This window comes from Marinomonas sp. TI.3.20 (genome assembly GCF_038155025.1).
In the GTDB taxonomy this organism is placed as follows: Bacteria; Pseudomonadota; Gammaproteobacteria; order Pseudomonadales; family Marinomonadaceae; genus Marinomonas; species Marinomonas flavescens.
The window spans coordinates 124,954-139,213 of record NZ_JBAKAS010000009.1 but is presented as its reverse complement, the minus strand read 5'-3'; the positions used below and the strand labels follow the sequence as shown (position 1 = coordinate 139,213).

Below are 14,260 nucleotides of genomic sequence, written 5' to 3'. Positions count from 1 at the left end.
ATTCGTGACACTAGAATCGGAAAGGGCTTATTTACAGGCTAAAGCACCAAAAATTAATACTGTAAGGACTGACTAGATCCAGTTTCGATAATGTTGGAAAATCCTTTAGCTTAATTTTTCCACCGTTGAATTTAGGTTTAACACCGTTAATACGTACTTCTGCATCGAGCAAATTATTAGCGGTTATTTCAAATCGTTTCTTTTTGATGCCAAAACCTTGGTTGTGAATACGCTTAGGAAATGGGCTCATATTAATAATTAGCAGGGTGCATTTCCCCATTTTTTTAGCACTGTGACAGTAGGTTAATACCTGGTTGTCATTACTTGTCACCTGAAAAACGCAATCTCCCATTAATTTATTCCATAACCAACTTACCCAGTAATCAGGATTTGGCTTCAAGGTGTTTTTATTGATTAAGGCATAGTCGCCACCAATGAGACTTTGTCGAATCATCACTTTTTGTCCCAGACGTGCCCCTCTACCTAATTGATCAGCCCACCAAAATGATGAGACAAAACGATCGGAGAGATTGGCTTCTCCGCCACATTGAGCGGAGCCTGTTTCTCCTGTCCATATTTCGGCATCTGGTTGAAAACGCTCACGATACCGAATCAGCTGAGATAGGTATTTTTCATAATCTAAAAATGATCGCACCGACAATAAGTTTTTTAATGTCGCAGAGCGCGTTTTTAGCGGAGAGCGACGACTCTGAAAAGGGTAATAATGCCAATCAACAATGTCTAATTTCTCTTCAATTGCCGCTAAAAATTTTGGTGTGATATTACTAATAGGTTTGATTGTTTCTCCTAATCTTGGCCAAAATGCACTACCAGGGCCGGCGATTTTACTTTCGGGGCTGAGATCTCTAACGACTCGAATAAAGGTGTCATAGTCTTTGGCGAGCTTACTCGCAACGGGTTGTGAATTTAGACCATGAAACGCCCAGTATGCGTTTAGTTCGTTGCCTAACTCACAGATAGCAATTTTTTGTTGATTGGCATTGCTGTACTTCAGCAATTTTTGTACTTGGTCCGTTTGCCAACTACCGTGTAGAGACTTACGAAATAGCCCATATTTAAAGGTAAACATTAAGTCTAACTGGTTTTTTTGACAAAAATGATGAAGATTATTCCAAATTTCATGAGTTAAAACGAGAGCGTTAGGTTGCTCAGGAGGGGGCGTAAAATAGTGAAGGTTATCCGCTTCAGAGCCACCAACACGCAGGTATGCAGGGCCAAGGGCATTTACTAATTTGTTTAATTTTCGTTGTTGTAAATCCAATGGGGTGGTTTTTTCGGTTCCAAGCCCTCTTTGAGTACCTTGGCTGCCTTCCCACCAATAACCACCGGCTAAAACGGAAATGTCGATTGAAAATGAAAGATATTTTTCATCCACTTTATGCGTGTATTTTGTTTTTTTTAGGCAGATAGATACATGCCTTTGATTTCTGATCACGCCACGTTTGTAGACGCGAAATTTATCTGAGTTTGGTGTAAGCAAGGCAACATTCTCCCACAGTGATGACCGTAAGCATGCTAGAGAATGATGACACTTATATTATTGGGCTGTCAGTCAGCGAAAATAGGATATGTATTTTGGTTAGAAGGTTTTGATGACGCTAGGGTAAATAGCCTAAAAGGAGCAGGTTGTTGTCTTTTTTAGACTAGAAGAGGAGCAAACTCGGCTATAAGCATTTGAGTCTTGGAGCAGCTGGTAGTGAGTGTTCGAATCTCGGCATATTGCAATGAATTGAGCATAGACTTCATCATAATGCTGTTTCTTGAAAAAAAGTTTATGGGGTTTTATACCATTATCTTTTCTCTCTCTTCGGTCTATTTTTTCTTCTGCGCGGTCGGTTAATGCAATGAGTCTATTATAGCGAATCCGAATCTCATGACAGTAGGCGCTATTAGGCGCAACTTCTTGGCAATCTTTTAAATCTGATGCAAGTTCATTGATCTGTCTGTTATAGGATTCTAGGTTTTTGCGCGCGCCATTGTAAAAGTATTTAGAGCCATTTTCGGTGAATTCTGCATCATCTATTTGTTGTTTTAATGTCCCCAAATAGCCTTCTTGTTTCAGGCAGTTTTGACCGAAGGCGACTAAGTCCATGGCATGTGCTTGGCTGGCCGCACCAATTAACGCACCGATAAAAATAACGGTAAACAATGTTTCTGTCTGACAAGGAAAATAACGATTCATAACTTATTCTGCATCCGACTGAAGTTCCTTTAAGTTTATCTCAATATGGTGTCCATTTAATACTGCCATTTTATTTTATAAAAAAAGCGATAAATCTGCCTAAGTTACTCTGTTTTAGAGACAGCTGTGTTTAATAACATGAAGTTACCTACCTTTATGGTGTTGCAATTTATTGCTTTTCATCGAATGATTCACAGCCCTCTTGAAAAATACTGTCTGGATAATAATGTGAACACAGAATCAAATGCTTATGGACTGTCAATACACCCTATGCGTGAGGTGCTTTATGCAGAATTGCATTCGCGACCATTTCAGGTGCTTCCTAGTCCTGCGAGAATTAGTTATTTAGCCGTCATGGTTGGCCCTGATCATAAACAAAAAGAGTTTGATCATTTTTGTGATTTATATGAACAGTTTCAGCAGCTACCTCCTAGTGAAGACGGTGTTTGCTATGAAGTAGACTTTGGGACATTACGGGTGCGTCGAGAAAAGCATTTAGAATTCACTTCCTATATGTTCATTAACGTTGAGACAAATGCACTTATTAGCCCTTTTGATGACAATGCGTTGTCATCTCTACCACAAGATTGGTTAGCGACGTTGCCGGGTACCGTTATCGCCGCCTTTCATGTAGCGGTTGAGGATGCCCGAACACAACCAGAGCCTGATTTATTATCCGTAAAAAGTGGTTTTGAAAGCATGCGTTTAGTTGGTAGTCGGCCACAAAATGGTGATGCTCAGGTGTGGACTACATTCCAACTGCACAGCGATGGCTGTGGTCGTTTTTTGATATATAACAAGAACATGAGTGACAGCCAGCTGGGTCGTATGGTGCAGCGTGTGGTGGAGATTGAAACCTACCGTCTAATGGCCTTATTAGGTCTGCCCATAGCCCGTAAATACAACTCACAACTGGCTAAGATGGATGAACAGCTTGCCACGACGACTGCGCGTTTAGCGGATGCAAATGAGAAGCTTGATGAGCAAGTATTATTAGCCGAGCTGATTGATATGGCCGCTTGGGTAGAAGCGGCAAGAGCGCAAACAACCTTTCGATTCAGTGCGACGAATGCGTATCATGATTTGGTACTAAAGCGCCTAACAGAGCTCAAAGAAGACGAAGTGTCTGGTCATTTAACCATCACCGAATTTATGACGCGTCGTCTTACCCCCGCAGTGAGAACCTGTAAAGCAACAGGGGAGCACTTAGAAAACTTGTCACGACGCATTGATCGCGTCTCTGATATGATGCGAACCCGTGTGGAAATGACGATTCAGTCTCAAAACCAACATCTATTAGCCTCTATGGACCGGCGTTCAAAAATACAATTAGCCATGCAACATACTGTAGAAGGGCTCTCTGTTGCTGCGATCAGTTATTACTCAGTTGGCCTGCTCAAATTTATGATTGAAGCGGTTTATGACAAAGGAGTACAGTTTGATAAAAGCCTCGCCATAGGTATTTCTGTACCACTGGTCGTTGGTGGTGTTTGGTTTACCACACGGAAAATACACCAGCGCTTTTTGTTGCTTGCCAAAGCAAAAGAAGAACAAGAAAAGCGCAATAAAGAAGAGTAACTCGGCTCGAAAATGACTTCTAGAGGCCAGTTACTTTACTCTAGAAGATCAACGAATCGCATGCAGGCTTCTTATGTACATATTCTTATTTTGTTTGATCATTGATATCGGGATTTATGCGTTTAGCCATCCTCCATTATTAGTCACCTCGATCATTAGATTTTTATTTGGTTCTACGGGGATGATTGTTTTTAGTGCGGGCATTTGGTGGGTGCTAACCATCGTTGGTGTGGGCGCCATGATTCGTTTAAAAACCAGAATCGGTGGGATGATAGTTGTCGCTGTATCACTAGTGTTGTGGTTGTTTAATATTTTAAGCCCACTGGGCTCTATGACCATAGCACTTGAATATCCTAACTTCGTGTGGGGCGTGTTAGAGCTGTTTTATGTGTTGATATTGGTTGCTATAGAGTTGATGGTTTTCAAGCGATGACGTGCTGTATCAAGATTATTTCTTCTAGGTCGATTGCAAAAAAATGCCGTTCACAGTGAACGGCATTTTTAGTAGCGCTATTAATGACAAAAACGCTTTGTTTCCTATGAAATGATTTTCACCTACATAATAGGGAAAGTCTGATCATAAATTTTACCCTGACCTTTTTCAGCATGAAACTCACTTAAGTATTTATCGTCCTTAAGTTTAATAATGCCTTGTTGAAGAAGGGTGTCGATGAGCCTTGTTGATTGTTGCTGAACTTCTGGAGACTCAACGGGAGCAAACATTTTTTTCGCGACGTATTGCTTCATAAGCGTATCAAGCAAGGGTTTATCTGCTTCAATATTTGCGTTGATAATAGCGTTATAAAGCCAAAATCTAGGGTCATTTAATTCCGCGAATGTTGGTGCTTCTACGTCCGCCAATTTGCTGTTTAGGCTAGAGGTAAAGTGACCATCTTTTGTTGAACCACTAAATTCCACGATATTAAATTCAGGTTTGCTAGAAAGAATAGGTTCAATATTATCCTGCAAGAAGCCAAATTGTTGTCTTGGTGTCAAATTAGTCGTGCTTTTTACTAGCTGTCCATAATCAAGAAAAACTTGGTTATTTAGATTGTCCAATTCTGTTACGAGATTGAGATCGTTCGCTTGGAATCCTGCCATGGTGAGTTTTTTGATGGCGTAGCCAATCTGCATGCTGCCAAGTTGAGTTTTATCATCAAGTTTGGTTTTTAAAGTGACCGTCAAGCCATCTAATTCGCCCTTAGGCTCAGTAGAAACCTTGCCTACTTTAAGACTCATGTCGCCATTGTAAAAACCTTCACTACGAATAGTCGCCCAATTAGCGTCAAGGTTTAACGCTAATTTAACATCTTTAATAGTCGTAGGGATTTGATCATTTGATGTTGCTTCTTTAAAGCCGCCATCATAAGTAAGTTTTTTAGCTGTTAATTTACCGTGACCAGAATATTGACTCACCATCAGTGTTTTCATTTTATTACTGAAAGCAGGCACGTTATCAGCAAATTTTAGGTCGCCGAATAAGCCACTCACGATAGATGCGTTATACAGTGGTGATTTTGCATCCCAGTCTAAGTACTGGCGTTGCTTTTCTCCTTGAAGTTGGATATCCGTTGCGAATAAACCAATGATACCTTGGCTAGAGAATAAAAGAGGGCCGTAATGGGTGTTTAAAACCAGTTCCGTTTCAATGTTTTTACCTTGAAAAGACGGATCAAAATTCGTCATGTCGAAACTAAGAAGTACTTTCGTTTTGGAGCCGAACCAGCTTGATTCGGTAGATTCGATCGTCGCACTGTATCCGGTTTCATTGTCTATGTTCTTAACAATATCAGTGACTTTTTCTTGGTATTTACTGGCAATAAACTTAGGGGCAACTAAGCAAGCAGCGACTAGCGCAAAAACGAGCGCGATCAGTACTTTTTTCACAGGAACTTCCTTTTCATTTGATTAATTAAATTGCGTGCATCATACAAGGAAGTACGTATAAATAGTGTAAAGATCAGCTCTCATGGAAATAAAAAATTCTAAAACAAGATATTTGATCAACTAAGGTGTCGATCAAGTCTAAATACACCCTGTTGCCAGGTCGAGTCATGGCAGGCTCTGGTTCTATGTTAAGAGGGGCTTCTGAGTTATTTCCTCTAGCTAACGTACTCCATATTCTCTTTCGAATTTAAGACAGCATGGATGGCTGTACCAACTATCTGTCTTATCGGGAAAATATTCTCTATGGTTCGTGCGTACAAAGACAATTAATGCGCATAAAAAAGTCACCATCTACTTTTTGACATCATATTGTCAATATACTGATGTAGTCTCTATAGCAGCTATCATCCAATTGCCGTGCAATTGTTCTTTTTTATTCGACATTTTTTTCGCGGAAAACATGGGATGATAAAAGGGAGGATCTTTAGGCCTAATCGGCAATCAATTATTGTAACGGAGTATCTATGGTACCTTTTTTATCGGTTGTTCTGCCCGCCAAAAACGAGCAGGGTAACATTGGGGTATTGATTAAAGAAATTCATGCGAGTTTATCGTCTGAATATGAATTTGAAGTAGTGTTGACGGATGACGGCAGCGACGATAATACCGCGCAGGTGGCTATCGACACGGCGAAAGAAATAGGGTGTCAGTTACAAGTGGTCTATCACGCCAAGAGTTGTGGTCAAAGTACGGCATTGTCTTCAGGAGTTCGTCATGCAAAAGGAGAGTGGATCATCACCTCTGACGCAGATGGTCAGAATGATCCTATAGACTATCCGAAACTGATTAACGAAGCTCAGAGGCTTACTAGTCAGCATTTTTGTGTGGCAGGCTATCGTAAAAAACGTCTTGATACCGCATGGGTGCGTTTTCAGTCCCGTGTCGCGAATAAAATTCGTCAAAGCTTATTAGATGATGGCGTGCCAGACTCTGGTTGTGGCCTAAAATTGTTCCCCAAAGAAACCTTTCTAAGGTTGCCTTACTTTGACCACATGCATCGATTTTTACCTGCACTAATCAAACGTATTGATGGCGATATTGTAGTTTGCCAAGTAAACCATCGTGATCGTAATGCGGGCGTGTCTAATTACAATGCGTGGAACCGTGCTTGGGTAGGGATTATCGATATCGTAGGGGTTATCTGGCTGAAAAAACGCGCGAAACACCCAACGATTGCGAATGTCTATTCTAATCAGGACGAATGAATGAAGTGGGTCAAATTGGCGTTGTTGTGTGCATTCGCTGGTCTGTTATTTTCAGGCGTTCTTAATCCTATTCTTGGTAACCTTTCAGATAAAAATTGGTTGTCTATGTATCTGGCAAAAAATGGCTATTTAGGGCAATCACTTATTGCTCTCTCAGCGTTTTTTCTGGTTGCGATCGGTGGGCCAAAGCAAGTTGTTGCGTTCCTTTTTGGTTACTTATACGGTTATGTATTAGGGACATTTGTTACCTTGCTGATTTGTTTGCTGGCTGCTTTAGTGAATTATATGGCCGCGAGAATGCTATTGGCTCATACCTTAGCTCGATATTTCCCCGTTAGAATGAATAAGTTTAACCAGTTTGCGAGCAGAGCGCCTTTCATGAAAATACTCATGCTTCGCTTATTACCCGTTGGTAGTAACTTAGTGACGAATTTGTTGTCTGGCAGTGTTGGAGTGCCGTTATTGGCGTTTATCTCGGCCAGCTTGATTGGTTATTTTCCGCAAACGTTGATTTTTACTCTCGTTGGACACGGTATAAACGGCGCCAATCACGCGATGATTTATCTCAGTGTTGGTTTGGCTGTATTAAGCTTTATTTTGACGGCGTTGATCTACCGAGATCATCTCAAACATAAACTCTCTACCTTACATGTTGAAGGCAAGACATCATGACGACCCCGAAAATGTTCGACAATGACGACTATACAAAAACACTTTGGCTTCTGTTGCTCATTGCGGCGGTGGTTATTTTAGCGGGCACCGGTTTACGTGACCCTTGGCCAGCGGATGAACCTCGCTTCGTAGAAGTCGCAAAAGAAATGGTAAACTCAGGAAACTGGTTTTTCCCGATGCGTGGTGGAGAGTTATACCCTGATAAACCCCCTGTGTTTATGTGGGCTATCGCTGCACTTTATTGGCTGACTGGAAATTTATCCGCTACCTTTTTGATTCCTAACGCGCTAGCGAGTTTACTGTCTGTCTTTTGTGTATTTGATATCGCGGCTAAGCTATGGAATGTGAAAACAGCTCGAAATGCGGCTTTGTTATTACTAATTGCACCGCAGTTCATTGTACAGGCGAAAACCGCTCAGATAGATGCCATGGTAGCCTGTTGGATTACGGTGGCCATGTACGGTTTATTGCGGCATTTTTTTTATAGAGCGAGCTTAGGCTGGTATTTAGTCAGTTGGGCCTTCATGGGCTTAGGGATTATTACCAAAGGCGTAGGTTTTCTGCCGTTATTTTTTCTTTTCCCTGTGCTTATTATGCATTTTACGGGTAAGCACCGTTTTACAAAAGAGCAAGTCAATTGGCGCTTATTACTCGGCCCTATTGCCATGTTATTGGTATTGGCTGCTTGGTTGTTACCAATGCTTTATATCGCTGATAGCAGTAATAATCCTGATTTTATTGCTTACCGAGATAACATTTTATTTAAACAAACAGGGCAGCGATATGCGCATTCTTGGGGGCATATAAACCCTTGGTACTACTTTGTTGTTAGTGTTATCCCTGCTTTTTGGTTTCCTTTATATGCTTTCTTGTTCAGCAAGCCCTTTTGGCGAGACCTTAAAGCCTCTCCAGTAATGATTAGCCTGCTGACGTGGATTGTGCTGGTGGTTTTGTTCTTTAGTATCAGCCCCGGTAAGCGTGGTCTTTATGTTTTGCCAGCGTTACCTATGATGGCATTGTTGATGGGAGCTCATATAACCAATGTAGGTATTCGACCTTGGTTTAGGCGTGTACTCATTGCTGGAAGCATCGCTTTTGGTTTGTTGTTTTTAGTGGCGGCAGGGTTGTGTTTTGCACATTCTCATGTGGTTGCGAAGGAGCTTGGCAACGATACTATTAAGTTTGCTTGGCTGTTTTTAGTGACTGGAGTTTCGTGGTTAGGGATTTTAATTTGGAAGTGGAAGTCTATGGACTTGTTCGCTTTTGGAGCATCTTTTGCCATTACATGGGTAATCTACAGTACAGCGGGTTATATTCTATTAAACCCAATTAGAACCCCTGCTAAAGAAATCATGAGTACAGTTCAAAAAGACATAGGGCCAACAGGGGAGCTTGGCTTAACGCGCTTTAAAGAGCAGTTTTTATTATTCAGTCATATTCCATTAACGCATTTTAGTTACTTAAGTTCGACGCAAGAACAAGATAGAAATGCTTGGTTGTGGATGAGTGAAAAAGCAAATCGTTTTGTGATGACAGAAGATGATTCGTCTATTCAGTGTTTTGATACCAGTAAAGCAATTCAACTGGGTGAGGCTCATGGTCGCGATTGGATACTATTAAGCGAAAGCGATATGTCGCCAACGTGCGCTGCGCCAAAAACGATTAAACGCTATCATTTGCCAATGAAAACGACGTATCAGTAACGGCGTCTAAAAGCGTTAATATACATGGCTAAAAAAGCCGTTGTACTTTTGGTACAGCGGCTTTTTTATTGGGTTTAAGGGCGTTTTAGTTTGTTTAAAAGCACTTACTTTTTGGGAAATAAAGTGTTCAGCAAGGCGATGCCAGCGTCTTCACCACCTTGGTTATAGGCATCCAATAAAGCTGAACCTAAAATAGCGATGTCTGCTTTGCCGATTAAGGCTTCAATCTGATGACGTTCACGAAGCCCAAATCCCACGCCCATTGGTGCCTTTGCATGGGCTTTAATATGTGCCAAATATTCGTCCATCGGGGTCAGGTTGCTGGTGCCTTCATGGCTCGAATGACCGGTTACACCTGAGCGCGCCACACAATACAGAAAGCCAGACGCTTTGCTTGCCAGCATTTCTAGGCGTTCTTTGGGTGTCACAGGCGTAACGAGCCAAATGGGATCAATCTGGTTGGCTTCACAAGCGGCGATGTAATCCGCAGACAATTCAATCGGCAAATCTGGAATGATCAACCCCGGCATATTGATCTCAGCGGCACGTTTTGCAAGCTTGTCCAAACCGTAGCGATACATAGGGTTTAAGTAGCTCATTAAGACGATGCGGCTGTCTGGGAAATCACGAGCGAGCACGCCCATGTCGGTTAAAAAGTCTTCTACCGTGAGCGTTTGCTCTAGCGCTTTATGACAAGCCGCGACGATACTTGGGCCATCGGCAACCGGATCAGAAAACGGAAACTGGACCTCAATAAAGTCCACGCCCTCAGTTAATAAGCGCGTCATCCAAGCCAAGCTTTGTTGGCGTGTCGGATAGCCATAGACGACGTGAGTCATCGATAAAATGGGTTTTACTTGGCGTTTTTGTTGAATAAAGTCGGCAAGTTGGCTCATGCTTTTTTCTCCATATCCGCGTGGTAAGTGGCAAGGTAGCTGCTTAAGAATTGTGGGAAGGTCTCGTCTTCAACGGCTTTTGCCACGTTGAATATGTCCTTGTCACCACGCCCTGATAGGTTGATTACAATATGGCTGTCTTTCGGCAGATTTGGCGCATCTTTAAAGGCGCCTGCTAAGGCATGAGACGATTCCAATGCGGGAATAATGCCTTCTTTTTTCAGCAATAAGGTACAAGCTTTAATCACTTCATCGTCCATTGCGTAGGTCATTTCGATGCGACCGGTGTCTGCAAGGTGCGCGATAATAGGTGACACACCCACGTAATCTAGCCCTGCGGCAATGGAGTGCGTGTCTTGCAATTGGCCATTACTGTCTTGGATGAATTTGGTCGCGAAACCTTGTGCAATGCCTTTGGAACCAAGGTCATGGGACAATCTCACTGAATGATCACCTAGCTTGATGCCACGACCGCCAGCTTCTACGCCAACCATGGCGACATTTTTTTCATCAAGGAAGGGCAAGAACAAACCACAAGCGTTTGAGCCACCGCCAACACAGGCGTACAAGCGATCTGGAAATTGGCCAAACTGTTTAACACTTTGTTCGCGAACTTCGTCACCAATCACAGATTGAAAGAAGGCGACCATTTCAGGGAAGGGCGCGCAACCACAAGCTGTACCGATTAAGTAATGGCTTTCTTCATGGCTCGATGACCAGTCACGTAGGGCTTCGTCTAGGGCGTCTTTTAGGGTTTGTGAGCCTGTGGTAACGGGCACAACGGTGGCGCCAAGTTGACGCATCCAGAACACATTTGGGTATTGGCGTTCTACGTCTTTGGCACCCATATAGATGGTGCATTCCAGACCTAAACGCGCTGCCACAAGTGCTGTGGCGATACCATGTTGACCCGCGCCAGTTTCGGCAATAACGCGTTTTTTACCCATGCGTTTGACCAATAAACCTTGTCCAATCACGTTGTTCATCTTGTGCGCGCCGCTGTGGTTTAAGTCTTCACGTTTTAGGTAAATTTGCGCACCACCAAAGTGTTCGGTTAGGTTAGCGCAGTAGGTCAGTGGCGTGGGTCGGCCAGAGTATTGTTGCCATTGTTTGTGCAGCTCAGCGAGAAACTCAGGGTCTTTTTTGGCTTCTTCATAAGCCGTCAGTATTTGCTGTTGGCTGGCATAAAGTATCTCTGGGATGTAGCTACCACCGTATTCCCCGTAGAAACCGTTCTCGCTTTGCATGGTGTTCTCCATTTAATTATTTAACTATACCGTTTAGTTAATATAATGGAGGTTAACGGTTCACGTCAAGGGTGTTTTGTTACATTTAGTGAGAGTGTTTCGTTGGCTACGGTCGCTCTCATGAATAACACCTCCGCTCCCCGCGTAAGCGCGAAGAATCGCTCTGGTGTTATTCGTGAGAGCTTCTGCGTTTAGCTGAGCAGTTTACTGATTTCTTATCAGGACAGGCACGTTTAAATCCTTATCTATGAGAGAGCTTTTGATAGGTCATTTGTGAATCAACAGAAGAGGGTGATTTGTTGGTTACTGTCGCTCTCATGAACAACACCTCCGCTCCCCGCGCAAGCGCGAAGAATCGCTCTGGTGTTATTCGTAAGAGCTTATGTGTTTGGCAGAGGAGCAGTTTACTAGGACAGGCATGTTTAAATCCCAGTCGTGGCGGGTGTTAGAGCTATTGTTGAAGGATGTTATTTATCAGGACAGGCATGTTTAACTGTCGATCTCATGAACAACTCCTCCGCTCCCCGCGCAAGCGCGAAGAATCGCTCTGGTGTTATTCGTGAGAGCTTATGTGTTTGGCAGAGGAACAGTTTACTAGGACAGGCATGTTTAAATCCCAGTCGTGGCGGGCGTTAGCGCTATTGTTGAAGAATATTTATCAGTGCTATTTATCAGGACAGGCATGTTTAACTGTCGCTCTCATGAATAACACCTCTGCTCCCCGCGCAGGCGCGAAGAATCGCTCTGGTGTTATTCATGAGAGCTTAGGCGATTAGCGGTGCTCCCCGCATGTTTGCTAAGGTATGTTGGTATTTTCTGAACATACTCTATGAATATAGGCAAATCCGAGATTGTAAAATCAAATATGACTCCAAGAAAGTATCTTCTTATTGTTGATTCCTAACGCCTCAAACACTGGCGCAGCCTTGCTGCGTCCGAGTGCTTTGACTTGTTAAAGTTTGATTGGCAACTCTTTCTTCCTTCATTTTTTATGAAGGCATCATTAAGGCTCTGGCACATCAGGATCACGCTCTTCAAAGCTCAGGGCTGGTCTTCTTGATTTTTTAAGAAGCTTAAAGAACGTAGGTTTTTCGCGTAATTTAACCTGCTCCGTATACACCATATGTGTCGTCTTTAGCTTATCCTCTCCAATATCTTCTTGCCCTAAGTGAAGGCTTTTTCGAGAGTAGACTTTCTTCCCATAGAAAGATGCACGTAATTTTTTCAGATAACTCGCCATATAAATTGATTTGAAAGCTATAAATGAACGAGCATTTCGCATTTGCAGCTGATTTAACCAATACACATCGCCTTTTTCTTTCAACTCGGAAATATTAGACGATCTCTGCCCATATTTATAAACTTTCGAGTCATATGCGCACAGGCAAATCTTGTCCGAAAGTGGAAGGAATAGTTGAACACCTTTCGCAAGCATGCTTCCAATACGCGGATCATTCACACCACGATAGAGCCAGTTATATCTGGTTATCGCATGATCTGAAAGAACAAACTCCTCATTGGTTTTATTTATTAAGATATGAAAATCAAGATCCTCCATGCCTTTTGAATAGATGACTCCCTTTAAAGCTTGAACAGCGTTAAAATACCGCATCGAATCTTTATCTGACGGCCTTACCTTAAAGCTTCCTGGATCTGTGATTCCTAAATCGTTAAGCTTGTTTAAATCTGAAAATATTGGCTCGAAGTAAGCGTTCATAAAATTCAAGGCATCTTCTCTTCCTTCAACTGTTCTTGTGTTTTGGCAACACATGAATTTTATTAATTCAGTTCCGCCGTTGCCTAGAATGCTGAAGTCATTATTCCTTATTCTGTTAATTATATCTGATGCAGGCCCTTCGATATTCAATGACAGAAAATTCTCAATTTCATTATTTTTGTCGTAAAAATAATTTTGAGAAAAAACCTCTTTAACCGTCTGGTTTTGGCGAACAACATTCCTCTCTACATCAAAAATATGTACTTTGGGTTTCACCGCTCCAATCGAGTCAAACCCTCCGAGCAAAAATTGGGGGACATAATGTTGGTTTTTTGTAGTTTGATCAGCCAATGAACTCTCCGTGCAGCCGTAGGAGCTTTAAAGAGGCTGTAGAATTTATCATTCTCAGCCTATTTTATTAATATAAAACCACAATATTTCACATACGCCTAGGATTCAATAGGCCATTCGATTTTCAATCGTAGATTGCTGATATCGAGCCGTAAAGGAAGTGTGTGCTTAAGGATCGAACAGTGAGTAGCTACATGGTGTGAGAGGCTTACTTTTTGCTTAATGAAGGCTGTTCCTAAGCTTTTCGATGTTATGAACGAGGCAATACATTTGCCATTGGGTGTTCACTTTTTCTTGGCCGCGTAAAGTAAATTTATTCATGCCTTTATTAACAGTAATGTTACCAAACACTGGTTCGATGGCGCCTAGCCTTTTACTGTATTGTCGCCGTCCTATTGGACTATCGATCTTAACTTTCATTTTGTCGCCATAGCTTAGTTTTTTCCGTGATTCATCGTGTTTAAATTGGACTTGCCTTCCTCTATCCTTCGGTGGTTTGCGCATGCATTGCTGTTGTAGAGGGCATATCTTACAGTCTTTTAAGTAACCACAGAATCGAGTGTATTGTTGCTTGTGACTATTTACATTTATCCCACTTCGCCACATTTCATTACCTGCTCATCCTAGCCTTGGAAGAAAAAAGGGGAAGGGACAAGTCATCGTATCGATTCCAATCTGTGGCAGGCCTAAACTGTTGATGACGGTCTACGAAGGCTTTGCGAAAGGTTTCACTGATTTTGC

At 42.3% G+C, this 14,260-nt stretch carries 12 protein-coding genes; 5 read left to right on the top strand and 7 right to left on the bottom strand.

The window, feature by feature from the left end; translation table 11 throughout:
• Positions 1-31: 31 nt before the first annotated feature.
• On the bottom strand, positions 32-1,501 hold the full coding sequence (locus V6259_RS11060) for a glycoside hydrolase (protein ID WP_341584557.1): 1,470 nt from the start codon (positions 1,499-1,501) through the stop codon (positions 32-34).
• Positions 1,502-1,633: 132 nt separating this feature from the next.
• Positions 1,634-2,203 (bottom strand): hypothetical protein, encoded by a 570-nt coding sequence (locus tag V6259_RS11055; RefSeq protein WP_341584556.1) that lies wholly within the window; start codon positions 2,201-2,203, stop codon positions 1,634-1,636.
• Positions 2,204-2,473: 270 nt separating this feature from the next.
• Here V6259_RS11055 and V6259_RS11050 point away from each other — a divergent pair, with 270 nt between their 5' ends.
• Both V6259_RS11050 and V6259_RS11045 read left to right on the top strand, forming a co-directional pair.
• Positions 2,474-3,781: a DUF3422 family protein gene (locus V6259_RS11050; RefSeq protein ID WP_240536933.1), complete on the top strand. Its 1,308-nt coding sequence runs from the start codon at positions 2,474-2,476 to the stop codon at positions 3,779-3,781.
• A gap of 73 nt (positions 3,782-3,854) precedes the next feature.
• The gene (locus V6259_RS11045; protein ID WP_133010474.1) at positions 3,855-4,214 is read left to right on the top strand and encodes a hypothetical protein; all 360 of its coding nucleotides are present in this window, start codon (positions 3,855-3,857) and stop codon (positions 4,212-4,214) included.
• A 122-nt stretch (positions 4,215-4,336) separates the two neighbouring features.
• On the opposite strand, the gene V6259_RS11040 is transcribed toward V6259_RS11045, so the two are convergent.
• The gene (locus V6259_RS11040; RefSeq protein WP_133010475.1) at positions 4,337-5,668 is read right to left on the bottom strand and encodes a YdgA family protein; all 1,332 of its coding nucleotides are present in this window, start codon (positions 5,666-5,668) and stop codon (positions 4,337-4,339) included.
• Positions 5,669-6,192: 524 nt separating this feature from the next.
• On the opposite strand from V6259_RS11040, the gene V6259_RS11035 reads away from it, so the two are divergent.
• From V6259_RS11035 to V6259_RS11025, 3 genes are read left to right on the top strand one after another with little or no spacing between them, the layout of a single operon-like run.
• The gene (locus V6259_RS11035) at positions 6,193-6,933 is read left to right on the top strand and encodes a glycosyltransferase family 2 protein (protein WP_341584555.1); all 741 of its coding nucleotides are present in this window, start codon (positions 6,193-6,195) and stop codon (positions 6,931-6,933) included.
• Positions 6,934-7,605, top strand: coding sequence for a TVP38/TMEM64 family protein (locus tag V6259_RS11030; RefSeq protein ID WP_341584554.1), 672 nt, complete (start codon positions 6,934-6,936; stop codon positions 7,603-7,605).
• The gene (locus V6259_RS11025; protein ID WP_341584553.1) at positions 7,602-9,308 is read left to right on the top strand and encodes an ArnT family glycosyltransferase; all 1,707 of its coding nucleotides are present in this window, start codon (positions 7,602-7,604) and stop codon (positions 9,306-9,308) included. Before V6259_RS11030 ends, V6259_RS11025 begins: the two co-directional genes overlap by 4 nt.
• A gap of 104 nt (positions 9,309-9,412) precedes the next feature.
• On the opposite strand, the gene trpA is transcribed toward V6259_RS11025, so the two are convergent.
• The 4 genes from trpA to V6259_RS11005 all read right to left on the bottom strand — a co-directional run bounded on the left by trpA (position 9,413) and on the right by V6259_RS11005 (position 14,125).
• The gene (gene trpA / locus V6259_RS11020) at positions 9,413-10,204 is read right to left on the bottom strand and encodes a tryptophan synthase subunit alpha (RefSeq protein WP_341584552.1); all 792 of its coding nucleotides are present in this window, start codon (positions 10,202-10,204) and stop codon (positions 9,413-9,415) included.
• A complete protein-coding gene (trpB, locus tag V6259_RS11015; RefSeq protein WP_341584551.1) occupies positions 10,201-11,451 on the bottom strand; it encodes a tryptophan synthase subunit beta in 1,251 nt (416 codons plus the stop codon). The genes trpA and trpB overlap by 4 nt, the downstream gene beginning before the upstream one ends.
• 1,003 nt (positions 11,452-12,454) lie before the next feature.
• Complete coding sequence (locus tag V6259_RS11010) at positions 12,455-13,519, bottom strand: DUF4238 domain-containing protein (protein WP_341584550.1); 1,065 nt, start codon at positions 13,517-13,519, stop codon at positions 12,455-12,457.
• Between the two features lie 219 nt (positions 13,520-13,738).
• Positions 13,739-14,125, bottom strand: a complete 387-nt coding sequence (locus tag V6259_RS11005) for a transposase (RefSeq protein WP_341584549.1) — start codon at positions 14,123-14,125, stop codon at positions 13,739-13,741.
• Between the last annotated feature and the right edge of the window lie 135 nt (positions 14,126-14,260).

Excerpts from the sequence above, each read along its gene's own strand:
- V6259_RS11025 (WP_341584553.1), top strand. The coding sequence starts at position 7,602 with ATGACGACCCCGAAAATGTTCGACAATGACGACTATACAAAAACACTT.
- V6259_RS11005 (WP_341584549.1), bottom strand. The coding sequence starts at position 14,125 with ATGTGGCGAAGTGGGATAAATGTAAATAGTCACAAGCAACAATACACT.
- V6259_RS11035 (WP_341584555.1), top strand. The coding sequence starts at position 6,193 with ATGGTACCTTTTTTATCGGTTGTTCTGCCCGCCAAAAACGAGCAGGGT.
- V6259_RS11050 (WP_240536933.1), top strand. The coding sequence starts at position 2,474 with ATGCGTGAGGTGCTTTATGCAGAATTGCATTCGCGACCATTTCAGGTG.
- trpA (WP_341584552.1), bottom strand. The coding sequence starts at position 10,204 with ATGAGCCAACTTGCCGACTTTATTCAACAAAAACGCCAAGTAAAACCC.
- V6259_RS11045 (WP_133010474.1), top strand. The coding sequence starts at position 3,855 with ATGTACATATTCTTATTTTGTTTGATCATTGATATCGGGATTTATGCG.
- trpB (WP_341584551.1), bottom strand. The coding sequence starts at position 11,451 with ATGCAAAGCGAGAACGGTTTCTACGGGGAATACGGTGGTAGCTACATC.
- V6259_RS11030 (WP_341584554.1), top strand. The coding sequence starts at position 6,934 with ATGAAGTGGGTCAAATTGGCGTTGTTGTGTGCATTCGCTGGTCTGTTA.
- V6259_RS11055 (WP_341584556.1), bottom strand. The coding sequence starts at position 2,203 with ATGAATCGTTATTTTCCTTGTCAGACAGAAACATTGTTTACCGTTATT.